At 67.2% G+C, this 22,045-nt stretch carries 24 protein-coding genes; 14 read left to right on the top strand and 10 right to left on the bottom strand.

Annotation, left to right across the window (positions count from 1 at the left end; translation table 11 throughout):
• Window positions 1-45 precede the first annotated feature (45 nt).
• Window positions 46-495, top strand: a complete 450-nt coding sequence (locus AC6CR5_RS28070; RefSeq protein WP_051429048.1) for a hypothetical protein — start codon at window positions 46-48, stop codon at window positions 493-495.
• 80 nt (window positions 496-575) lie between these two features.
• Here the strand turns inward: AC6CR5_RS28070 and AC6CR5_RS28075 are convergent, their stop codons facing one another.
• Window positions 576-1,448, bottom strand: a complete 873-nt coding sequence (locus tag AC6CR5_RS28075; RefSeq protein WP_498085101.1) for an EamA family transporter — start codon at window positions 1,446-1,448, stop codon at window positions 576-578.
• Window positions 1,449-1,688: 240 nt separating this feature from the next.
• Between AC6CR5_RS28075 and rplS the strand changes: the two genes are divergently transcribed.
• Both rplS and AC6CR5_RS28085 read left to right on the top strand, forming a co-directional pair.
• Window positions 1,689-2,069 (top strand): 50S ribosomal protein L19, encoded by a 381-nt coding sequence (gene rplS, locus AC6CR5_RS28080; RefSeq protein ID WP_006218237.1) that lies wholly within the window; start codon window positions 1,689-1,691, stop codon window positions 2,067-2,069.
• A 123-nt stretch (window positions 2,070-2,192) separates the two neighbouring features.
• Window positions 2,193-2,924 carry a CoA pyrophosphatase gene (locus tag AC6CR5_RS28085; protein WP_498085102.1) on the top strand — a complete coding sequence of 244 codons (732 nt, stop codon included), beginning with the start codon at window positions 2,193-2,195 and terminating at the stop codon, window positions 2,922-2,924.
• 31 nt (window positions 2,925-2,955) lie between these two features.
• Here AC6CR5_RS28085 and rsgA read toward each other — a convergent pair whose 3' ends face one another.
• The gene (gene rsgA / locus AC6CR5_RS28090; RefSeq protein ID WP_081322314.1) at window positions 2,956-3,918 is read right to left on the bottom strand and encodes a ribosome small subunit-dependent GTPase A; all 963 of its coding nucleotides are present in this window, start codon (window positions 3,916-3,918) and stop codon (window positions 2,956-2,958) included.
• Window positions 3,915-5,165 carry a M48 family metallopeptidase gene (locus AC6CR5_RS28095; protein WP_047992271.1) on the bottom strand — a complete coding sequence of 417 codons (1,251 nt, stop codon included), beginning with the start codon at window positions 5,163-5,165 and terminating at the stop codon, window positions 3,915-3,917. Before AC6CR5_RS28095 ends, rsgA begins: the two co-directional genes overlap by 4 nt.
• 76 nt (window positions 5,166-5,241) lie before the next feature.
• Between AC6CR5_RS28095 and orn the strand changes: the two genes are divergently transcribed.
• Together orn and AC6CR5_RS28105 are read left to right on the top strand one after the other, a co-directional pair.
• On the top strand, window positions 5,242-5,787 hold the full coding sequence (orn, locus tag AC6CR5_RS28100) for an oligoribonuclease (RefSeq protein WP_026382789.1): 546 nt from the start codon (window positions 5,242-5,244) through the stop codon (window positions 5,785-5,787).
• A 43-nt stretch (window positions 5,788-5,830) separates the two neighbouring features.
• Window positions 5,831-6,460: an NAD(P)H-hydrate epimerase gene (locus AC6CR5_RS28105; protein WP_498085103.1), complete on the top strand. Its 630-nt coding sequence runs from the start codon at window positions 5,831-5,833 to the stop codon at window positions 6,458-6,460.
• A gap of 10 nt (window positions 6,461-6,470) precedes the next feature.
• Here the strand turns inward: AC6CR5_RS28105 and paaX are convergent, their stop codons facing one another.
• Window positions 6,471-7,400, bottom strand: a complete 930-nt coding sequence (gene paaX / locus AC6CR5_RS28110; RefSeq protein WP_498085104.1) for a phenylacetic acid degradation operon negative regulatory protein PaaX — start codon at window positions 7,398-7,400, stop codon at window positions 6,471-6,473.
• A 172-nt stretch (window positions 7,401-7,572) separates the two neighbouring features.
• Here paaX and paaA point away from each other — a divergent pair, with 172 nt between their 5' ends.
• The 9 genes from paaA to paaK all read left to right on the top strand — a co-directional run bounded on the left by paaA (window position 7,573) and on the right by paaK (window position 15,722).
• Window positions 7,573-8,562, top strand: a complete 990-nt coding sequence (gene paaA / locus AC6CR5_RS28115) for a 1,2-phenylacetyl-CoA epoxidase subunit PaaA (RefSeq protein WP_006388299.1) — start codon at window positions 7,573-7,575, stop codon at window positions 8,560-8,562.
• Between the two features lie 89 nt (window positions 8,563-8,651).
• Window positions 8,652-8,936, top strand: coding sequence for a 1,2-phenylacetyl-CoA epoxidase subunit PaaB (gene paaB, locus AC6CR5_RS28120; RefSeq protein WP_006388300.1), 285 nt, complete (start codon window positions 8,652-8,654; stop codon window positions 8,934-8,936).
• 15 nt (window positions 8,937-8,951) lie between these two features.
• Entirely contained in the window at window positions 8,952-9,716 is a 765-nt protein-coding gene (gene paaC / locus AC6CR5_RS28125) for a 1,2-phenylacetyl-CoA epoxidase subunit PaaC (RefSeq protein WP_020924565.1), read from the top strand.
• Complete coding sequence (paaD, locus tag AC6CR5_RS28130) at window positions 9,710-10,219, top strand: 1,2-phenylacetyl-CoA epoxidase subunit PaaD (protein WP_370445613.1); 510 nt, start codon at window positions 9,710-9,712, stop codon at window positions 10,217-10,219. The genes paaC and paaD overlap by 7 nt, the downstream gene beginning before the upstream one ends.
• Before the next feature lie 14 nt (window positions 10,220-10,233).
• On the top strand, window positions 10,234-11,322 hold the full coding sequence (gene paaE, locus AC6CR5_RS28135) for a 1,2-phenylacetyl-CoA epoxidase subunit PaaE (RefSeq protein ID WP_150101569.1): 1,089 nt from the start codon (window positions 10,234-10,236) through the stop codon (window positions 11,320-11,322).
• A gap of 45 nt (window positions 11,323-11,367) precedes the next feature.
• Window positions 11,368-13,032: a phenylacetic acid degradation protein PaaN gene (gene paaN / locus AC6CR5_RS28140; protein ID WP_498085105.1), complete on the top strand. Its 1,665-nt coding sequence runs from the start codon at window positions 11,368-11,370 to the stop codon at window positions 13,030-13,032.
• 15 nt (window positions 13,033-13,047) lie between these two features.
• Window positions 13,048-13,836: a 2-(1,2-epoxy-1,2-dihydrophenyl)acetyl-CoA isomerase PaaG gene (gene paaG / locus AC6CR5_RS28145; protein ID WP_054484665.1), complete on the top strand. Its 789-nt coding sequence runs from the start codon at window positions 13,048-13,050 to the stop codon at window positions 13,834-13,836.
• Window positions 13,836-14,309, top strand: coding sequence for a hydroxyphenylacetyl-CoA thioesterase PaaI (paaI, locus tag AC6CR5_RS28150; RefSeq protein WP_026382792.1), 474 nt, complete (start codon window positions 13,836-13,838; stop codon window positions 14,307-14,309). The genes paaG and paaI overlap by 1 nt, the downstream gene beginning before the upstream one ends.
• A 96-nt stretch (window positions 14,310-14,405) precedes the next feature.
• Window positions 14,406-15,722, top strand: a complete 1,317-nt coding sequence (paaK, locus tag AC6CR5_RS28155) for a phenylacetate--CoA ligase PaaK (protein ID WP_020924561.1) — start codon at window positions 14,406-14,408, stop codon at window positions 15,720-15,722.
• A 112-nt stretch (window positions 15,723-15,834) separates the two neighbouring features.
• Here paaK and AC6CR5_RS28160 read toward each other — a convergent pair whose 3' ends face one another.
• The 6 genes from AC6CR5_RS28160 to radC all read right to left on the bottom strand — a co-directional run bounded on the left by AC6CR5_RS28160 (window position 15,835) and on the right by radC (window position 22,015).
• Window positions 15,835-17,241, bottom strand: a complete 1,407-nt coding sequence (locus AC6CR5_RS28160) for an MATE family efflux transporter (RefSeq protein ID WP_024068198.1) — start codon at window positions 17,239-17,241, stop codon at window positions 15,835-15,837.
• On the bottom strand, window positions 17,238-18,968 hold the full coding sequence (locus tag AC6CR5_RS28165) for an ArnT family glycosyltransferase (protein ID WP_498085106.1): 1,731 nt from the start codon (window positions 18,966-18,968) through the stop codon (window positions 17,238-17,240). The genes AC6CR5_RS28160 and AC6CR5_RS28165 overlap by 4 nt, the downstream gene beginning before the upstream one ends.
• A 124-nt stretch (window positions 18,969-19,092) precedes the next feature.
• Window positions 19,093-19,359: a type B 50S ribosomal protein L31 gene (locus AC6CR5_RS28170; protein WP_006388310.1), complete on the bottom strand. Its 267-nt coding sequence runs from the start codon at window positions 19,357-19,359 to the stop codon at window positions 19,093-19,095.
• 187 nt (window positions 19,360-19,546) lie between these two features.
• Window positions 19,547-20,395: a tryptophan 2,3-dioxygenase gene (gene kynA, locus AC6CR5_RS28175; RefSeq protein ID WP_006388311.1), complete on the bottom strand. Its 849-nt coding sequence runs from the start codon at window positions 20,393-20,395 to the stop codon at window positions 19,547-19,549.
• 207 nt (window positions 20,396-20,602) lie between these two features.
• The gene (kynB, locus tag AC6CR5_RS28180) at window positions 20,603-21,232 is read right to left on the bottom strand and encodes an arylformamidase (protein WP_006388312.1); all 630 of its coding nucleotides are present in this window, start codon (window positions 21,230-21,232) and stop codon (window positions 20,603-20,605) included.
• A gap of 105 nt (window positions 21,233-21,337) precedes the next feature.
• Entirely contained in the window at window positions 21,338-22,015 is a 678-nt protein-coding gene (gene radC, locus AC6CR5_RS28185) for a RadC family protein (protein WP_006388313.1), read from the bottom strand.
• Window positions 22,016-22,045 lie beyond the last annotated feature (30 nt).

Below are 22,045 nucleotides of genomic sequence, written 5' to 3' on the forward strand. Positions count from 1 at the left end.
CGTGGCGTCGTGCCGCGGTTCTTGATCGCGTTAAAGGAGTTCCCCATGAACACCGCTCAACTTTCCGTCCTGCCGGATGATCTCGCCGCCGTTTCCCTCACGCCGCTGCGCCGTGCCGCTCAACGCGTCAGGGCCCTTGGCGCCCGTTTTTCGGGGCTGGCCACGCCTTGGTCCGGCGCGGCGACGGGCCGGGCGGCTGGCGCGGCGACGGTGGATCTGGCGTTGCCTGTCGGCACTGCCGCGACGGCGCCCGTCGAGACCGAGCCACGCAAGCGTGAGCGCGCCCTGCCTGGCAAATGGCCGTTCCCCCCGGCCGCCGAAGCTGGCGCGTCCGTCGTCCGTGGCCCGCGCGAGCGCAGCCTGGGCAATGCCACGGTCGAGCCGGTGTCGGATCAGGTCAGCGTGAAGAGCATGGTGCTGGACGTGGTGCTGGTGTTGGCCTGGGGCGCGATGATTCCCGCCCTCATGTGGCTGGGCGTGGCCGGCGGCTTCTGAAGGACTCGCCGCCGCCCGGGCCGGCACCCGGGCGCAGGGCGATACCTTCGCCGCCGGCCCGCCACGGGGCCGGCGAAGGCTCAGGTCGAGCCAAGCAGTATCACGCCCGCCAGGATCGACAGACAGCCTGCAAGCCTGCCGGGGCCGACCTTTTCCCGCAGCAGGAACATTCCGGCCAAGGTGCCCAGCATCATCGACATTTCGCGGGCCGGCGCCACCAGGCTCAGCGGTGCGCCATTGCGCAGCGCGTAGAGCACCAGGATGTACCCCAGCGGTGACAGCAATCCCACCGCCAGGGCCAGGCGCCAATGGCCGCGCATCGATTCCCAGGCCTGGGCCCGGCGGTTCAGCATGTGCGGCGTCATCATGGCGGTGCGGGTGACACAGGTGAACCAGTCGAACAGCACCGGGCTGATCAGCAGCACCTTTACGCCATAGGCATCCACCACGGTATAGGCGGCAATGAACAGGCCGATCACCATGCCCCAGCGCACGCCGACCCAGGCCTGCGGATTGCGGAAGATCGACAGCCGCCCCTGGGTGGCGATCAGCAACACCCCGATCACCACGCACAGCATGCCGGCAATGCCGGTGCCGGTGGCGGGCTCCCTCAGCAGCAGGAAGGCGCCGGTGGTCGAAAGCAGGGGGCCGGTGCCGCGCGCAATGGGATAGACCACCGACAGGTCCGCCACCTGGTACCCGCGCTGCAGGCACAGGCTGTAGCCCAGATGCAACAGGCTGGAGGTCAGGATCGCGCCGACTACCGGCCAGGTCCACGTCATGCCGTCATGCAACAGCACCCATACCACCCATGGCGCATACAGCACCGAGGCGCACAGCCCGTAGGCGAAGACGAATGGAGCGCCCACCATGGCCGCGCGCTTGGCGAGCAGATTCCACGTTGCGTGGGCCATCGCCGCCAGGACGACCAATAACAGGGACGAGTACGACATGGGGGGAACAGCGTCTTATGACGTGTTTGTTACATAAACCGCTAGGGTACCGCAAACCCGCGGGCAGGGCGTCATGTTACCTGAGGCACCGGGCAAATTTTGGTGTAGAATCATTGGTTTGCCAAATCTCATCCTCTGCTTGCGGTACACGGCCAGGCGCGGTTTTTCAGCCCCGGCCCGAACAACATCGAACGGCAAAGCGCTTTAGTCCGCAAAGGCATGATGATCTAGGAGTTCTCAATGAACCTTATCGCTATCCTGGAACAGGAAGAGATTGCCCGCCTGACCGGCGGTCAAGCCAAGCCTGAATTTGCTCCTGGTGACACCGTCATCGTGAGCGTGAACGTCGTTGAAGGCACCCGCAAGCGCGTGCAGGCCTTCGAAGGCGTCGTGATCGCCAAGCGCAACCGCGGCCTGAACTCCGCGTTCACCGTGCGCAAGATTTCGTCGGGTGAAGCCGTGGAACGTACGTTCCAGCTGTACTCGCCGCAAATCGCCGGCATCGAAGTCAAGCGCCGCGGCGACGTGCGCCGCGCCAAGCTGTACTACCTGCGCAACCGCTCGGGCAAGTCGGCGCGTATCAAGGAAAAGCTGGTCAGCAAGCAAGCCTCGGCGGCTTGATCGCTTATCGGCACACGGCCCTACCAGTGTCGGACGCACACGCCATCCAGCGTTTTCGTTCGGCACGGGTTTCCGGGTTAAAAAGGCACCTGCGAGGGTGCCTTTTTCTTTTTGAAAAGCCGAATGTCTGATTCCTCGTCTTCTGCGCGGCCGCGCCGGCCGCTGGCGCGCCCCGGGTTCGACCCGGCGTCGCAACCCTGGGTGGTCGCCAACGATTCCCTGCCGGCGGTGCCGGCCGGCCTGCTGACGCCCGACCTGCTGCGCGGCACGCTCAGCCAGCCGTCCACCTGGACGCTGGAGTCGTCGCGCGACAATGACCTGCGCTATCCCGGCCGCGAAGGCGCGCCGGTTCCCGCGGCCGTGCTGATTCCGCTGGTGACGCGCGACGATGGCGTGCACATCATGCTGACCCAGCGCGCCGCGCACCTGCACGACCATGCCGGCCAGATCAGTTTTCCGGGCGGCCGTATCGAGACCAGCGATGCGACGCCGGTCGCCGCGGCGCTGCGCGAGGCGCAGGAGGAAACCGGACTGCCGGCCAACCACGTCGAGGTGCTGGGCAGCATGCCCCCGTACCTGACCGCCACCGGATTCTCCATCATCCCGGTCGTGTCTTTGGTTACGCCCGGCTTCCAGCTGGCGCCGGATGCGTTCGAAGTCGCCGAGGTGTTCGAAGTGCCGCTGTCGTTCCTGATGGATCCGGCCAATCACCGTTTGTACGAGGCGCGGCTGGAGGACGGCCGGGTGCGTCACTATTACGGCATGCCGTATGGCCGGCACTTCATCTGGGGCGCCACGGCCGGCATGCTGCGCAACCTTTATCACCTGTTGCGCAACGGCTTCGAGCCGCGTTGAGAGCCGTGCCGGGACCTGCCAACCAGCGGCTTCAATACCGTTGTTGTCCCGCCAGGTTCTCGTCCAGGATGCGCAGGTACAGCGCGTAGCGCGCCGGGTCGATCGCGCCCGCGTCCAGCGCCGCGACCACGCCGCAACCGGGCTCGTGGCGATGGGTGCAGTTGTAGAAACGGCACGACTCGATCGGCTTGGTGAATTCCGGGAAGCCGCGGATGATGTCTTCGCGGCTCAGGTGCTGCAGGCCGAAGGCCTGGAAGCCGGGCGAGTCGATCAGGTCTCCCCCGGGCGCGGGCAGGTGATAGAGGCGGGTGCTGGTGGTGGTGTGCTTGCCCATGTCCAGCGCCGTCGAGTGTTCCCGGGTGGGCGCCGCGGCGTCCGGCACCAGCGCGTTCAGCAGCGTCGACTTGCCCATGCCGCTTTGTCCCAGCAGCAGGTTGGTGCGGCCGGCCAGGCGCGGCGCCAGCAGGGTGTGAACCTTTTCGGGTTCGAGCGCGCTCAGTTCGATGATGTCCACGCCCAGCGCGGCAATCGGCGCCAGGCGGGCGCGGGCGGCGGGTAGCGCGTCGACGATGTCCGTCTTGTTCAGGATGATCAGCGGTTCGATACCGGCGCTCCAGGCGCCTGCCAGCGCGCGGCCGGTGAGGTCGTCGGAGAAGGTCGGCTGCACCGCGACCACGATCAGCAACTGGTCGACGTTCGAGGCGAACTGCTTGGACCGCATTTCATCGGAGCGGTACAGCAGATTGCGGCGCGGCAGGATTGCATCGATGGCGCCCTCGTCCTGGCCCTGGCGCGTGATGCGGACGCGGTCGCCGACGGCGGCGCCGGCCTTCTTGCCGCGCGGGAAGCACTTGCGCAGGCTGCCGTCGGCCAGCTCGACGGTGTAGTGGCGGCCATGCGCCGCGATGATGCGGCCTTCGTTGGCGGCATCACCATGCGCGCCCGTCTTGGGCGCTTCCTGGAAGGCGGCCTTGTTGCGATCGTTCATGCTCATGCCGCGGGCGCCGTCAGGTGGCGGATGCGCACGGCGGCGGGGGGGTGGCTGTCGTAGAAGGCGGAGTGCACGGGATCGGGAGTCAGGGTGGCGGCGTTGTCGTCGTAGAGCTTGACCAGGGCCGATACCAGGCGGTCCGGCGAGCTCTGTTCGGCCGCGTAGCGATCGGCCTCGAACTCGTCGCGGCGCGAGTACCAGCTGGCCAGCGGCGTGAAGATGAAAGTGAAGACGGGAATGGCCAGGAAGAACAGCAGCAGGGCCATCGCGTCGTTGCGACCGCCCAGCTGGGGCAGTACGCCCAGGCCCACGTAGAACCAGGGTTGCTGCGCGACCCAGCCCAGGATGGCGAAAAATACCAGGGCCGCCGCGAAGCTGAAGACGATGCGCTTGATGATGTGGCGCTTGGCGAAGTGGCCCAGTTCGTGCGCCAGCACGGCTTCGATCTCGTCGGCGTTCAGGCGCGCCAGCAGCGTGTCGAAGAACACGATGCGGCGCGAACGGCCGAAACCGGTGAAATAGGCGTTGCCGTGGGCCGAGCGGCGCGAGCCGTCCATCACGAACAGGCCGTTGAGCGCGAAGCCGCAGCGCTGCGCCAGGCGCTGGATGCGGCCGGCCAGTTCCGGATCGGACAACGGCGTGAATTTGTTGAACAGCGGCGCGATGAACATCGGATAGACGATGAGCAGCGCCAGGTTGAATGCGGTCCATAGCGCCCAGGCCCAGACCCACCAATACTGCCCCGCGCTGCCCATCAGCCACAGCACGGCGGCCGCCAGGGGCAGCCCCAGCACCGCCGCCACCAGCAGGCCCTTGGCTGCGTCCGAGATGAACAGTTCGGGCGTCATGCGGTTGAAACCGAAGCGCGCCTCCAGCTTGAACTGCCGCCACAGCGTGAAGGGCAGGCCCAGCAGGCCCAGCAGCAGCGCCACCGCCACCAGCAACAGCATCTGGCGCAGGAAGTCGTTGTCGGTGAGCTGGCCCACCCAGAGGTCGATGACCTGCAGGCCGCCCATCAAGGTCAGGCAGATCAGCAAGATGGCATCATAGGTGCGTTCGAACATGCCCAGCCTGACCCGCGCCACCGTATAGTCGGCCGCGCGCTGGTGGCTGGCCAGGCCGATCCGGTGGGAGAATTCCGGCGGCACCTGGTCGCGATGGCGCGCCACGTGGCGGATCTGGCGGCTGGCCAGCCACATGCGCACGGCGATATCGGTCAGCAGGAAGGCAACGAACAGCAGTGTGAACATGGGCGATGCGGCTGGCTCAAGTGGGGATGTGCGAAAATCGCGTACTGGAAAATCGCGTGTTTTATAGGCAAATTATATGGCTGTGAACGAAAATCGCCTGGTTTGGCTGGACATGGAAATGACCGGCCTGGACCCTGAAAAAGAACGCATCATCGAGGTCGCCGTGGTGGTCACCGAGGCCGATCTGACCGTGGTCGCCGAAGGCCCCGTGCTGGTGGTGCACCAGTCCGACAGCCTGCTCGACGCCATGGACAACTGGAACAAATCCACCCACGGCAAAAGTGGCCTGATCGACAAGGTGCGCGCCTCGACGATTTCCGAAGCGCAGGCAGAGGATACGCTGTTGGCGTTTCTCGCGCAGCACGTGCCGGCCGGCAAGTCGCCGCTGTGCGGCAACACCATCAGCCAGGACCGCCGGTTCATGTTTGCTTACATGCCGCGCCTGGAACAGTTCTTTCATTACCGCAACCTGGACGTCAGCACGCTCAAGGAACTGGCGCGCCGCTGGGCGCCGGCCGTGTACAAGGGGTTCGAGAAGAAGAGCCGCCACGAGGCGCTGGCCGACATCTATGAATCGATCGACGAACTGAAGTACTACCGCGAGCACTTCCTGAAGGTGTAGCGGATCGCCGCCGACCGGCGGCGCCATATTCCCGCGAGCCGTCATGCCGTCCTCCCAATCCGTTGCCCGGATCCGGGCCGCTGAACGTCAGGCCCTGGCCGAGGGCCGGCGGCTGATGCCGCTGGCGGGCGCGGCCGCCGCGCGTTTCGTGGCGGCGCGGTTGCCGCCCGGCGCCACGGTGCTGGCGTTGGCCGGTCCCGGCAACAATGGCGGCGATGCCCTTGAGGCGGCCACGCGGCTGCGTGAAATGGGATACGACGTGCGAGTCGTGCTGCCCAAGGGCGCCGGGGGAATGCCGGCCGATGCTGCCCGCGCCTACGCCGGCTGGAGCGCGGCGGGTGGGGTGTCCCTGGACGCGCTCGACTCGCTGGAGGTGCCGGAACTGGTGCTCGACGGCCTGTTCGGCATTGGCCTGAATAGGCCGCTGGATGCCTTCTGGCAGGCGCTGGTGGACGCCGTCAACGACTGGAGGGCGCCGGTGCTGGCGCTGGACGTGCCCAGCGGCATCGACGCCGATATTGGCGCGGCGCTGGGGCGGCCGATCCGTGCGCGTTGGACCTTGTCCTTCATCGCGCGGGCCCGGGGGCTGCTGCAACCGGGGGCCGCGCAGGCCGTGGGGGAATCACATCTGGATACGCTGGGCGTGGCAATAGCGGCGGACGGCGACGCCTGAACGGCCGGTTTCAGGCTGGCCGGCCGCCGAAGCGCGCCGCGATGTCCGCGGCCAGCGGGCGGTATCTTTCATTGTCGCGGCCGGCCAGGGCGTTCAGGTGCGCTTCCGAGGCGTCGAACACCCGCCAGTAGATGCGGCCGCAGATCTCGCGGGCCGCGTGGCCCGGCCAGTTGTCGGGCAGCATCGGGCCGGGCAATTGCGGATCGTGCAGCACGATCCGACGCCAATTGTGCAGCAGCATGACGCGCGCGATGAAGGCGTCCGAAGGCGAGGGCGGGGCTTCCAGCAGTTTTTCCAGCGGGCCGAAATTGCGGCTGAACTGGCGGTATTGCTCGGCGACATCGTCCAGGTTCCAGCACTGCGAGGCCAGGCTGGCTATCGGCAGGCCGCCGGCGCCGGCCAGATCGCGCGCCGACAGCACCAGCGCCTTGTCCGGAATGCCCAGCTTTTCCAGGATGTCATGGGCCGCGCGGGCCTCGGTGTGCGGATGGGCGAACAGCCCCGGCGCGATCATCCCGAACCCTTCCCAGACCAGCTCGCGGCGCAGCTCCGCGCGCTCGGCCAGCCCGTTGCCGGTGCGAGGCAGCGCCACCAGCGTCCATTCCCCGTTCCATTCCCGCGGCGCGCCGACGTAGATGCGCTGCGAGGCGTGCGCCGTGTGGCGCAGGCCCTGCTCGGAAATCAGGTAGAGGCTGCGCCGGCCGTGGCGTTCGGACTGCAGCCAGTTCTGCGCCACCAGCCGGAACACGCTGGTGCGCAGCAGCCGTTCGTTGATGCCCAGCGGGGCCAGCAACTCAATCAGGTCGCCGAGCCAGATGGCGCCGCCGTGCGGCGCAAGGGCGTCGCCCAGCAGGCTGACGCAGAGCGATTTGGCGCGCGGCGGATCGCTCTTGATGAGGCGTGACAGGTAACGGTCCAGGGGCGAATGAGGGTTTGCCATAAGGGGGGCCGCAAGGGGCCGATATCGGGATCCTGGATATGATACATAAATCCAATGTGATACAGATTTGAGTTTGACAATGGTTTTTTTGTATTAAATAATCCGCCTATGACATGACGGCACTGCGCGGCGTTCGCTTTGCGCTATCGCAAACCGTCTCAAGGAGACAACCATGTACGCTCAACTCGTCGAAACCGGCGTCAAGCAGGTCAAGACCGCGGACCAGCTCGAAGGCCGCGAACAGACGTTCCAGCGCCGCATCGACGATGGCGTGCGGATCGAGGCCAAGGACTGGATGCCCGAGGCCTACCGCAAGACCCTGGTGCGCCAGATCTCGCAGCACGCGCACTCCGAAATCGTCGGCATGCTGCCGGAAGGCAACTGGATCACCCGCGCTCCGTCGCTCAAGCGCAAGGCCATCCTGCTGGCCAAGGTGCAGGACGAAGCCGGCCACGGCCTCTACCTGTACAGCGCCGCCGAAACCCTGGGCGTATCGCGCGACGACCTGATCGACGACCTGCACGCCGGCCGCGCCAAGTACTCCAGCATCTTCAATTACCCCACGCTCAGCTGGGCCGACATCGGCATGATCGGCTGGCTGGTCGACGGCTCGGCCATCATCAACCAGATCCCGCTGTGCCGTTGCTCCTACGGCCCCTACGCCCGCGCCATGGTGCGCGTCTGTAAGGAGGAGTCCTTCCACCAGCGCCAGGGCTACGACCTGCTGATGCAGATGTGCCTGCACGGCACGCCCGAACAGAAGGCGATGGTGCAGGACTCGCTGAACCGCTGGTGGTGGCCGGCCCTCATGATGTTCGGCCCGTCGGATGCCGACTCTCCCAACAGCGCCCAGTCGATGGCCTGGAAGATCAAGCTCTTCTCCAACGACGAGCTGCGCCAGAAGATGGTCGACCAGACCGTGCCGCAGGCCGAATACCTGGGCCTGACCATTCCTGATCCCGAACTGAAGTGGAACGCCGAGCGCGGCCACTATGACTTCGGCGAGATCGACTGGAGCGAGTTCTACGCCGTGCTCAAGGGCAATGGCCCATGCAACCGCGAACGCCTGGCGGCGCGCGTCAAGGCGCACGAAGACGGCGCCTGGGTGCGCGAGGCGCTGGTCGCCTACGCCGACAAGCAGGCCGAGCGCAAGGCGGCCTGAGTCCTGGCCGGGCGGCGCCCGGCCTTCCAACTCCTTACTCATCCAATACCCGGGGCGCCACGCGCGCCCGGCATCCGAGGATATCCATCATGAGCAAAGACTGGCCTCTGTGGGAAGTGTTCATCCGCAGCCAGCACGGCCTGGCGCACAAGCACGTCGGCAGCCTGCACGCGCCCGACGCCGAAATGGCGATCAACCACGCCCGCGACGTCTACACCCGCCGCAACGAAGGCCTGAGCATCTGGGTGGTGCGGGCTTCCGACATTTCCGCCAGCAGCCCGGGCGACAAGGATCCCTTGTTCGAGCCGGCCAACAGCAAGGTCTACCGGCATCCCACGTTCTTTCCGATGCCTGAAGAAATCAAGCACATGTAAGGCGGCGGGGGAGACATGGACAAGACTTTCTTCGAATACCTGCTGCGCCTGGGCGATACCACGCTGATCCTGTCGCAGCGGCTGGGCGCCTGGACCGGCCACGGCCCGATCCTGGAAGAGGACCTGGCGCTGACCAACACCGCGCTCGACCTGCTGGGCCAGGCCCGCATGTGGCTGACGCTGGCCGGCGAGGTCGAAGGCGCCGGCCGCGACGAAGACGCGCTGGCCTATCTGCGCGATGCCCATCAGTTCCACAATGCGCTGCTGGTCGAACGGCCCAACGGCAACTATGCCGACACCATGGCGCGCCAGTTCCTGTTCGATGTGTGGCACTACTTCCTCTTGCAGCGCCTGGCGCAATCGTCGGACGAGCGCGTGGCCGGCATCGCCGCCAAGTCGCTCAAGGAAGTGACCTACCACGTGCGCCGTTCGTCGGACATGGTGGTGCGCCTGGGCGATGGCACCGAGACCAGCCACGCCAGGATGCAGGCGGCGATCGACGACGCCTGGCGCTTCACCGGCGAACTGTTCACCGACGACGCGATCGACCAGGACATGGCGGCGCGCGGCATCGGCTGTGAGCTGGCCGCGCTGCGCGCGCCCTGGGAACAGCATGTGCGCGAAGTGCTGGAGGAAGCCACGCTGACCGTGCCGGACTCCGCGGCCGCAAACCATCCGGCCCACCGTGGCGGCCGCCAGGGCCGGCACACCGAGGAACTGGGCTACGTGCTGGCGGAAATGCAGTACCTGCCGCGCGCCTATCCGGGAGCCAAGTGGTGAACGCCGTCGCGCCCGTGTCCATCGAACAGGTCTACGCCTGGCTGCAGGAGGTCCCCGATCCGGAGATCCCCGTGCTGTCGGTGGTGGACCTGGGCGTGGTGCGGGACGTGTCCTGGGACGGCGACGCCTGTGTCGTCGTCATCACGCCGACCTACTCCGGCTGCCCCGCGATGCGCGAAATCACCGAAGACATCCGCCAGGTGCTGGCGCGCCACGGCATTGGCGAGGTGCGCGTCGAGACGCGCCTGTCGCCCGCCTGGACCACCGACTGGATGAGCGAGAAGGGCCGCGCCGCGCTCAAGGACTACGGCATCGCCGCGCCCGCGCAACAGGCCATCGACATCTCGGGCATCAGCCGGCGCAGTGCCGGGCCCGCCATCGAGTGCCCGCGCTGCGGCTCGCGCGACACGCGCCTGGTCAGCAACTTCGGATCGACCTCGTGCAAGGCGCTGTACCGCTGCGTCAGCTGCCGCGAGCCGTTCGATTACTTCAAGACTCACTGAGAGTGGTTTCGAGAATGAGCCTGAACCAATTCCACCCCCTGAAAGTGGCCTCGGTGGCGCGCAACACGCGCGACGCGGTGGTCGTGACGTTCGACCTGCCCGAGACGCTGGTCGATGAATTCGCCTTCCAGCCCGGCCAATACCTGACGCTGCGCACGCAGCTCAACGGCGAGGAACTGCGCCGTTCCTATTCGATCTGTTCGGCGCCGCGCGACAAGCTGCTGCGCGTGGCGATCAAGAAGGTCGACGAGGGCGTTTTCTCGAGCTGGGCCAACCACGAGCTGCAGCCGGGCCAGACGCTGGAAGTGATGGCGCCGGCCGGCAACTTCACCGTCGACTTCGCGCCGGAAAACCAGCGCCACTACGTGGCATTCGCGGTGGGCAGCGGCATCACGCCGGTGTTCTCGCTGGTCAAGACCGCGCTGTCGACCGAGCCGAACAGCAAGTTCACGCTTTTCTTCGGCAACCGCGCCTCGTCGGCCGTGCTGTTCCGCGAAGAGATCGAGGACCTGAAGAACCTGTACATGGACCGCTTCTCGCTGGTCTACGTCATGAGCCGCGAAACCCAGGACATCGAGCTGTTCAACGGCCGCCTGGACGGCGACAAGGTCGACCAGCTGATGTCGGCCTGGATGAGTCCCGAGGATATCGACTACGCTTTTGTCTGCGGTCCGCAGACCATGACCGAGAGCGTGGTCGAGCGGCTGCAGGCCCGCGGCATCCCGAAGGCGAACATCAAGTTCGAACTGTTCGGCGCCCCGAAGGGGCCGCGCGCGTTGCGCACGGGGCAGGACGCCCGCCAGGCGCCCGGCAAGGGCCAGTGCGAGGTGACCGTGGTGCAGGACGGCCACAGCCGCAAGTTCGTGATCGACAAGAACAAAGACAGCGTGCTGGATTCGGCGCTGGCGCAAGGCATCGAGCTGCCGTATTCGTGCAAGGGCGGGGTGTGTTCCACCTGCCGCTGCAAGGTGGTCGAGGGCGAAGTGGACATGGACGCCAATTTCGCCCTGGAAGACTACGAAGTGGCCCGAGGCTTTATCCTGAGCTGCCAGAGCTTTCCGGTCAGCGACCGCCTGGTGATCGACTTCGACCAGGAAACCTGACCCGGCGCGCGCCAGTCAGACCCCCATTCCATTTGGAGAGACGCAGTGTCCCAGAAATTCTTCGAACGCCATCAGCCCCTGCTGGAACAAGCCCTGGCCGCCGCCGCGCTGCGCGGCTACTGGAGCCCGTTCGCCGAGTCGCCCAGCCCGCGCAACTATGGCGAGACCGCCAATGACGACGGCCGCGCCGCCTTCGAGGCGCTACGCGGCAAGCCGTTCCCGCTGAACCTGCACGACGCCGACGGCACCGTCGGCGGCGAAAAGTCGCCCTACGGCTTCGACCTGGGCATCACCTATCCGCACGTGCCGGCCGCCAAGTTGGTGGCCGCCTCCAAGCGCGCGCTGCAGGACTGGCGCCGCGCCGGCCCGCAGGCCTGGGTGGGCGTGTCGCTGGAAATCCTGGCGCGCCTGAACAAGCTCAGCTTCGAAATGGCCTACGCGGTGCAGCACACCACCGGCCAGGGCTTCATGATGGCCTTCCAGGCCGGCGGCCCGCATGCGCAGGACCGCGGCTTCGAGGCCGTGGCCTACGCCTGGCAGGAAATGTCGCGCATTCCTGGCGTCGCCATCTGGGAAAAGCCGCAGGGTAAGAACGACCCCATCCGCATGGAAAAGCACTTCACCGTGGTGCCGCGCGGCGTGGCGCTGGTGATCGGCTGCTCGACCTTCCCGACCTGGAACGGCTACCCCGGCCTGTTCGCCAGCCTGGCCACCGGCAATACCGTCATCGTCAAGCCGCACCCGGGCGCGATCCTGCCGCTGGCGCTGACCGTCAAGGTGGCGCGCGAAGTACTGCACGAAGCCGGCTTCGATCCGGACGTGGTGCTGCTGGCCGCGCATACCGCCGAGGAAGACACCGCGCGCCAGCTGGCGCTGGACCCCGCCGTCAAGATCATCGACTTCACCGGCAGCACCGCCAACGGCGACTGGCTGGAGAACAACGCCCGCCAGGCGCTGGTCTACACCGAGAAGGCCGGCGTCAACCAGGTCATCATCGACTCGGCCGCCGACCTGAAGGGCGTGGCGCGCAACCTGGCGTTCTCGCTGGCGTTGTATTCGGGCCAGATGTGCACGGCGCCGCAGAACATCTACGTGCCGCGCGACGGCATCCAGACGCCGGAAGGCCGCGTCAGCTTCGATGAGGTCGCCGCCGCCCTGGGCGCCGCGGTCGACAAGCTCGGCGCCGACGCCGCCAAGGCCGTCGAGCTGACCGGCGCGATCCAGAACGAAGGCATCGTCGAACGCATCGAGAAGGCCCGCGCGTTGGGCCTGCCGGTGGTGGCCGACAGCAAGACGCTGACGCACCCGCAGTTCGAGAACGCCCGCGTGCGCACGCCGCTGCTGCTGCGCGCCGAGGCCGGCAACCCCGCCATCAGCCAGGAATGGTTCGGCCCGATCGCCTTCGTGGTCGCCACCGATTCCACCGCCCACAGCATCCAGATCGCGCGCGACAGCGTGATCGAGCACGGCGCGCTGTCGCTGTCGGCCTACACCACCAGCAACGAAGTGGCCGAGCAGGTGCAGGACGCGGCGGAAGAGTCCGGCGTGTCGCTGTCGCTGAACCTGACCGGCGCTGTGTTCGTCAACCAGACCGCGGCATTCAGCGACTTCCACGGCACCGGCGCCAATCCGGCGGCCAATGCGGCGCTGTCCGACTCGGCCTACGTGTCCAACCGCTTCCGCGTGGTGCAGACGCGCCGCCATATCTGAACGGTGGAACGGGACATGACCTATCAAGACATCCAATTCGAACTGGCCGACGGCATCGCCCGCCTGACGCTGAACCGTCCGGACAAGCTCAACAGCTTCACCGCCAACATGCACGCTGAAGTGGCGGATGCGCTGACCCGCGTCGAAACCGAGGGCGCGCGCGTGCTGGTGCTGACCGGCGCCGGCCGCGGCTTCTGCGCCGGGCAGGACCTGAGCGAGCGCAAACCGGCGCCCGACGGCACGCCGCCCGACCTGGGCGAGACCGTCGACAAGTTCTACGCGCCGCTGGTGCGGCGCCTGAACGCGCTGCCGATGCCGGTGGTGGTCGGGGTCAATGGCGTGGCGGCGGGGGCGGGCGCCAACCTGGCCTTCGCCGGCGACATCGTCATCGCCAAGGAATCGGCCAACTTCATCCAGTCGTTCTGCAAGCTAGGCCTGATCCCCGACACGGGCGGCACCTTCGTGCTGCCGCGCCTGGTCGGCCGCGCCCGCGCCATGGGCCTGGCCATGCTGGGCGACAAGCTCAGCGCGCGCCAGGCCGAGGCCTGGGGCCTGATCTGGCAATGCGTGGCCGACGACGCGTTCGACACGACCCTGGAAAACCTGGCGCAGCACTTCTCGCGCGCGCCGACCAAGGGCCTGGCCTTCACCAAGCGCGCCTTGCAGGCCAGCCTGGGCAATGACCTGGCGACCCAGTTGGACCTGGAGCGCGACATGATGCGCGAACTGGGCCGCAGCGCCGACTACGCCGAAGGCGTGGCGGCCTTCCTGGGCAAACGCGAACCGCAGTTCAAGGGGCAATGATGAGCAGCACGCACGTTCCGCCCGTCGAGGCGCCGACGGATCCGCAGGAACTGGCGCAGGCCGTGGGCACGGTGATGTACGCCGGCGACGCGGCCTCGCAGGGCCTGGACATGAAGGTCGAGGAAATGGCGCCGGGCTATGCGCGCCTGAGCATGCGGGTGCGCCCCGATATGCTCAACGGCCACAAGACCTGTCATGGCGGTTTCATCTTCGCGTTGGCCGACAGCGCCTTTGCCTTTTCCTGCAATTCGCGCAACGTCAGCACCGTGGCGTCGGGCTGCACCATCGATTACCTGGCCCCCGGCTTCGAGGGCGACCTGCTGACCGCGGTGGCGCAGGAGCGCTCGCTGGCCGGGCGCACCGGGGTGTACGACGTGACCGTCACCAACCAGGACGGCCGCAACGTCGCCCTGTTCCGGGGCCGGTCCTATCGCATCAAGGGGCAGATCGTCGGCACGCCGGCCGAGGCTTGAACGCGTCAACCAATCAGAGACAAGGCCACCGGCCGAGGCGGGCGCGCGGCGCGTCCCCCGGCACGGAGGGTAGAGCATTCCAGGAGAGAGATAACCATGTCCAACACCATGAGCAAGCCGGGGCTGGACCCCATCGAGCATGCCAGCCAGGATGAGCTGCGCGCGTTGCAGCTCGAGCGCCTGAAGTGGTCGCTCAAGCACGCCTACGAGAACGTGCCGCACTACAAGAAGGCGTTCGACGAGATCGGCGTGCATCCGGACGACCTGAAGCAGCTGTCCGACATTTCGAAGTTCCCCTTCACCACCAAGAAGGAACTGCGCGAGAACTATCCGTTCGGCATGTTCGCGGTGCCGCGCGAGCGCATTTCGCGCATCCACGCGTCCAGCGGCACGACCGGCAAGCCGACCGTGGTGGGATACACCCAGCGCGACCTGGACAACTGGGCCAACCTGGTGGCGCGCTCGATCCGCGCGGCCGGCGGCAAGCCCGGCGACACGGTGCACGTGGCCTACGGCTACGGCCTGTTCACGGGTGGCCTGGGGGCGCATTACGGCGCCGAACGCCTGGGTTGCACCGTCATCCCGATGTCGGGCGGGCAGACCGAAAAGCAGGTGCAACTGATCAACGATTTCCGTCCGGACATCATCATGGTCACGCCCTCCTATTTCTGCAATATTCTGGAGGAGCAGCGCCGCCAGGGGATTGATCCGCGTCAAAGTTCGCTGCGCATCGGCATCTTCGGCGCCGAGCCCTGGACCGGGCAGATGCGCGCCGACATCGAGGCCGAGGCGGGCATCGACGCGGTCGACATCTACGGCCTGTCCGAAGTGATGGGCCCGGGCGTGGCCAGCGAGTGCGTCGAGACCAAGGACGGTCCGGTGGTGTGGGAAGACCACTTCTACGCCGAGATCATCAATCCGGACACGGGCGAGCCCGTGGCGGACGGCGAGCCGGGCGAGCTGGTGTTCACCTCGCTGACCAAGGAAGCGATGCCCATCATCCGCTACCGCACCCGCGACCTGACCCGCCTGTTGCCGCCCACCGCGCGCAGCATGCGCCGCATCGGCAAGATCACCGGCCGCAGCGACGACATGCTGATCGTGCGCGGCGTGAACATGTTCCCGACTCAGGTCGAGGAGCTGGTGCTCAAGATCGCGCAACTGGCCCCGCATTACCAGCTGGTGCTGTCGCGCACGGGCAATATGGATGAACTCGAGATCCTGACGGAAGTCCGCGCCGAGTTCGCGACCCTGTCGGACGCCGAGCGCGCGGCGCTGGGCAAGCAATTGCAGCATGCGGTCAAGACGCACATCGGCGTCAGCGCCCGCATCCAGGTGTCGGACGCCGGCCACGTCGAGCGCACGCTGACCGGCAAGGCGCGGCGTGTGATCGACAAGCGCCCCAAGGGCTGAGCGCGCTGCGCGTCCCCGCCGCCGGCAACGGCGCGGGGCGGCCACACCGCCATGAAAAAAGCAGCCCTCAGGCTGCTTTTTTTTGCGCCGTCGCTGCCCGCCGGGCGTGCCGTCAGGCCTGGCGCGCCACGGTCCGCACGATATGCCGATACCAGAAGTGCAGCAGGGTGGCTGACAGCGCCAGGCCCACCATTGCCATCAACCACATGCTGCCCGCGCCCTGCGGCGAGCCCGGCACCAGGATCTCGCGCAGCCCGTCCAGGCCGCCGCGCCCCGGTCCGAAACCGAACCACCAGCCGCCGACCAGGCCGACGCCGGCCAGCGCCACCGTCTGCAGCAGCAGCGGCACCACCGCGACTTTATAGGCCCGCAGCAGGTACGAGTTGATGCACTGCATGGAGTCGAACAGGTGGAACAGCGGCAGCACCGCCAGCAGCGTGGTCGCCACCGCGGCCACCTGGGGATTGTCGGTGTAGGCCGCCAGGATCAGCGGGCGGCCGGCCAGCAGCACTACCGCGGTCAGCAGGGCGCCCATCAGCCCCAGCGCCAGGCCCGCCATGCCGGTGCGGTGGGCATGCGCGAGGTTGCCCGCGCCGATCGCCTGCGCCGTCAGCGCGGCGGTGGCCACGCCCAGCGCCATCGGCATCATGTAGCACAGCGCGGCCAGGTTCGACATGATCTGGTGCCCGCCGGTCACGAAGGTGCCCTCGCGCGCCACCAGCAGGGCCATGAACGTGAAGGCCGAGACTTCCACCAGATACGAACCGCCCATGGGGATGCCCAGTCGCAGCAGTTCTTTCAGCGTCTTCCAGTCGGGCCGGCCGACGTGCAGGTGGAAGCGACGGTAATAGCGGTCGTGGGTGATGACCCACAGGCCCAGCCCCAGGCTCATCCACGACACCACGGCGGTCGCCAGGCCGGCGCCGGTGGCGCCCATCGCCGGCAGGCCCAGGCTGCCGTAGATGAACAGCCAGTTGAAGAAGGCCTTGAAGCCGATGGCGGTGAGGTTGATCGCCATCACCAGCTTGGGCCGCGACACGGAGGTGCCGAGCGCGTAGATGGTGCGGAACACCAGCGCGGCCGGCAGCGCCAGGATCAGCGCCCGCAGGTACGAAGCGATGCGGTCGCGCACGCCGGGATCGACGTTGCCCGACATCGACAGCCAGAAGTCCGGGAACAGCATCAGGATGCCGCCCACCGCCGACAGGCCCAGCGCCAGCCACACGCCCTGGCCCCAACTGCGGCCCACTTCGCGGTTGTTGCCGGCGCCGAAATGCTGCGCCAGGATCGGGATGAGGGCGTGCACCACCCCCATCAGACCCACGAAAACGGTGATGTAGATCGAGGCCGACAGCGCCATCGCCGCCAGGTCGTTGGCGCTGGCGTGGCCGGTCATGGCGGTGTCCAGCACGCCAAACGAGATGCCGGCCCATTGGCTGACCAGGACCGGCCAGGCCTGTTTCGCGATGTTGCGCAGGGTGGCGCCGAAACCGGGCACCGCCGGTTGGGCGGGCGTCATCGGGTGGGGCCGACTCGCAGCAGGCGGAACACTTCCTGGCGGTCGGCGCGGCGGCCGCCCTGCCACAGCACGTCGGCGCTGTCGCTGTAGGCGGCGGTGTTGTCGCGCAGGCTCTGGTTGGTGGTCTGCTGCAGCACCAGCGTGCACTTCGAATCGAACGTGAACGTCAGGTTGTTGAAGATCAGGAACGAGGCGCGCTGGCCGCTGCCCAGGCTAAGCCCGCGCACGCATTCGCCCGGACGGAGGTTCTGCGCCACGGCCTGCGCCAGCTCGCCCGATACGGTGCGGTAGCTGCGGGCGTAGTCGACCGCGGGCTGCCACAGCAGCACCAGCAGGATCCAGGTGACCGTCAGGCCGCCGGCCGACAGCACGGTGCCGCGCCACAGCGCTTGCGGCTTGACGCGCAGGCGCCAGACCACCAGCGCGATCCAGCCGAGCGTGAAGACCACCGCCAGGGCGAAGGCCACCCAGGAGATGACGGGCTCATACCCGGTGGTCTGGCGGCCGATGTTGCGAGCGATCTGCGCCGGCCAGTGGAAATGCAACGCGATCCAGCCGAGCCACGCGGTGGCGGCGGTCAGTGAAAAGCACATCACTGCGAACCAGTCCAGCGTGTTGACCACGCCGCGACGCAAGGTCGGCAGCGAAAAGGCGCCCAGCACCGCGCAAGGCACGGCCAGCAGTACGTATTCCGAATCGCTGGCCTCGTCCAACCCGAACAGCACGAGGGCGGAACAGATCAGCAGCATCAGCGGCAACCAGATATGCGGCGCATAGATCCAGGCGCGCCAGCGCCAGATGGCCAGCAGCGCCAGCGGCCAGGTGGGCCACAAATACCAGGGCAGGTCGCGCAGCGTGCGGCCGAGGTCGTGCCAGGCGGGCACGGCGAAGGACGCCAGGTTCCAGGCCTTCCAGTTGCGGATCCAGTATTCGCTGGCCTGGCTGGCCGGAATCCACCAGGCCAGGATCAGCGCGGCGGCCAACGCGGCCGCCCAGGGCAGCCAGCGCTTGCATTTCCAGAGCGGGCCGCGCGGATAGAAGGCCAGCAGGGCGCCGACCATGATCGGCAGCGCGCCGATCCAGCCGCGCGTGAGAAAGCTGGCGGCCAGCGCGATGCCCAGGGTGGTCGAGCCGGTGACCGGACGATCGACGGTACGCGCCAGCGAATAGAAGGCCAGCGCCTGGCACGCCATGATGGCGGGCACGACCGTGGTTTCATGGGTGCGCTGCAGGATGCCGACCGTGGCCAGCAGCAGCAGCAGCGCGGCGTCGGCCAGCATGCGGCCGTAGTCGCGCGGTTCCGGCTCGCCGCCGAAGGGCAGGGCCAGTGGCTGCGCTTCGGCGCGGCGGCCCAGCAGATAGGTGCCGTACCAGACGCTGGTGGCGGTGATGCCGAACCAGAGCAGGTTGGGCAGGCGGCCAGCGGTGATGTCGCCGATGAAGGGGCCGAACAGCCAGATGCAGATGGCGCCAACCCAGGTGATCAGCGGGCCTTCCTCGGCATGCGCCAGGTGCCCCACCTGCGGCAGCAGCCAGGTGATGCCACCCTCGCGGATGGCGGTGATCATGGTCGCCAGGCCGACCGCGTCGTCGGTTTTCCACGGGTCGCGCATGAACAGGCCGGCGACGATGTACGCCAGCGCCAGCCCAAGCAGGATCAGCCTGGGCAGCTTCGCGGTGGCCACGGACGTCAGCCGGGCCGGAGTGGAAATGGAAAGTGGGGACACGGGCGTTAATGTAACCGAGAGATCGGGAAGCGCCAGCCCCTGGTTGGTCGACAAGCAGGGTCAGGGGAAAAAAAAGCAGCCCGGAGGCTGCCTTTTTGCTGTGACTCCCGTGGGAGCAACAGGATCAGGAAGCGGACTTGACCGTGCCAGCGGTGCGGGCGAAACGGGCGCGGAATTTTTCCACGCGGCCGGTTTCGACGATACGCGTCTGGGCGCCCGTGTAGAACGGGTGCGATTCGGAGGTCACGTCGCACTTGAAGAGCGGGTACGTCTTGCCATCGAGTTCGATGGTTTCGCGCGTCTGGACGGTCGAGCGGGTGATGAACTTGCTGCCCGTTTGCAGGTCGGCGAAGACGACTTCGCGGTATTCGGGGTGAATGCCTTCTTTCATGGTGCTTTCCTAGGACTCCCCCAGGGAGTCATGTCAAAAGTTAGGGTCGCCAGCACGAACCGCTTTCAGGCGTTCCTGCCACGTATCCGAAAAGTAACTGTGCATTCTAGCATGGGAATCACGGGGCGGCCCAGGCAATCCGGGCGGACCTGCCCGGATGCCCATTCAGGGACGGATAGGCGCCGGATCAGAGGTTCGTGCGCAGTTTCCAGATCTCGGGGAACAGCACCACTTCCAGCATGCGCCGCAGGTAGTCCACGCCCGAGGTGCCGCCGGTGCCGCGCTTGAAGCCGATGACGCGCTCGACCGTGGTGACGTGGCGGAAACGCCACAAGCGGAAGGCATCCTCCAGGTCGGTCAGCTTTTCGCCCAGCTGGTACAGGTCCCAGTAGCGGTCGGTGTCGCGGTAGACGGTCAGCCAGGCCTGCTCGACGCCATCGGAGGCCAGGTAAGGCTGGGTCCAATCGCGTTCCAGGCGGTCGGCGGGGACCGTCACGCCATGCCGCGCCAGCAGGCGCAGGGATTCGTCATACAGCGAGGGCGCCTCGTAGGCCTGTTGCACCTGCGCCAGCAGGTCGGCGCGATGCGCGTGCGGCTTGAGCATGGCGGCGTTCTTGTTGCCCAGCAGGAACTCGATCTGGCGGTACTGGTAGCTCTGGAAGCCGCTGGAACGGGCCAGATAGGGCCGCAGGGCGGAGTACTCGGGCGGCGTCATGGTCGCGAGCACGTCCCAGGCATGGACCAGCTGCTCCATGATTTTGCTGACCCGGGCCAGCATCTTGAAGGCGGGCTGCGGCCGGTCGGCCGCCAGGTTGGCGATGGCGCCGCGCAGCTCGTGCAGCATCAGCTTCATCCAGAGTTCGCTGGTCTGGTGCTGCACGATGAACAGCATCTCATTGTGCTCGGGCGACAGCGGGTGCTGCGCGCCCAGCAGCTCGTCCAGGTGCAGGTAGTCGCCGTAGGTCATGTCGCGCGCGAAATCCAGCTGCGCTTTTTCCTCGTGGACGATGTCTTCGGGGCGTTGGTTCTGGCTCATGCCTGGCCTCCCTGGCAGGGTGGGGCCGCGCGGCGGGCGGAGGCGGGCAGGCTGCGCCAGCCGGAAAATGGCAGGCGGGCGCAGGCGAGCGCCATGCGCGGGTCGTACGGAATGGTCATGGTCGTGCTTCTTTCGAATGGGGCGGTCGGCGCAGCGGCGGCGCCATCATTGCGCCGCGGCCCGCACGGTCCGCCCGTGGCCGGTGTTTCAGCCCAATTCGCGCAAGACGGCGCGCACCGGGCTGGCGTCAGCCTGGATCAAAGCCAGCGGCAGTGCGATCAGTTCGTAATCGCCCTCGGGCACGTCGTCGAGCACCAGGTTCTCCAGTACTCGAATGTCGTGCCGCAGGATGGTGTGATGGCTGTCCAGGGTCTTGCTGGACGCGGGGTCGATGCTGGGGGTGTCCAGCCCGATCAGCATGACGCCGCGTTCGGCCAGCCATTCGATGGTTTGCGGCGCGTAGGCCGAAAAGTCGTCGGTCCACCATTCCTGCGCGGCATGCTTGGCGGTACGCACCAGGATGCGCGGCGGCAGGTTGTTGGCGGCGTGGAGCAGGTGCTCCGGGGTGATCAGCGGGCCGCAGTCGATCGCGTGGATGACGCGACAGGGGCCCAGGAACGGTTCGAGCGAGACTGCGCCGATGGCGGCGGCGCCGTTCTGGTAGTGCAGCGGCGCGTCGGCGTGCGCGCCCACGTGCGGCGACAGGGTGATTTCGCTGACGTTGACGGGGCAGCCGGGCGCGAGCGACCACTTCCATTCCTGGCGATACGGGGTATCGCCGGGGAACACGGGCGAAGCCGTGGAGACGGGAGGGGAGATATCCCACAGGCGTTTCATGGAGGGCGCGGGTCGCGAAAAACGGAATCGGGAAAGCGGGATTAGGTTAAGCCTAAAGCAATTTCGGGCCGTAGTCTAACGAATTCCCGTGGCGCGCGCAGCCCCTCAGATGCGGCCCAGTTCCGCCATCGAGGTGACCGTGTCGCCGGCGATGATGAGGTGGTCGATCAGGGCGACGTCCACCAGGGCCAGCGCCTGTTTCAGGTGGCGGGTGAAGGCCTGGTCGGCGGCGCTTGGCTCGGCCAGGCCGGAGGGGTGATTGTGGGCCACGATCAGCGCGGCGGCATGGTGCCTCAGGGCCTCGCGCACGACTTCGCGCGGGTACACCGAGGCCTGCGACAGCGTGCCGCGCGCCAGTTCGCCGCTGGCGATCAGGCGCAGCCGGCTGTCCAGGTAGAGGGCGATGCAATGTTCGACCCGGCGGTGGGCCAGCGTGACCCGGCAGTATTGCTTTACCCGGGACGGGTGGTCGAGCGTGCTGTCGCGCGCCAGTTCCTCTTCGACAGCGCGCTTGGCCATTTCCAGTATGGCCGCCAGGGCGCAGGCCTTGGCGGTGCCCAGCCCCGGCAACGCCTGCAGTTCCTCGGGGGTGGCGCCCAGCAGCCCGCGCAGGCCATGGAAGCGGTCCAGCAATTGGCACGACAGGTCCAGCACATTCAGGCCCGGCACCCCCGTGCGCAGGGCGATGGCGAGCAGTTCGGCATTTTGTAACGCCGACGCCCCCAGGCGCAGCAGGCGCTCCCTGGGACGGTCGGCTTTTGGCACCCGCGCAGACAATTTCATAAGAGGCTCTAAAATCAGGGTTTACTTACT

The sequence above is a fragment of the Achromobacter sp. EG18 genome, assembly GCF_059759395.1.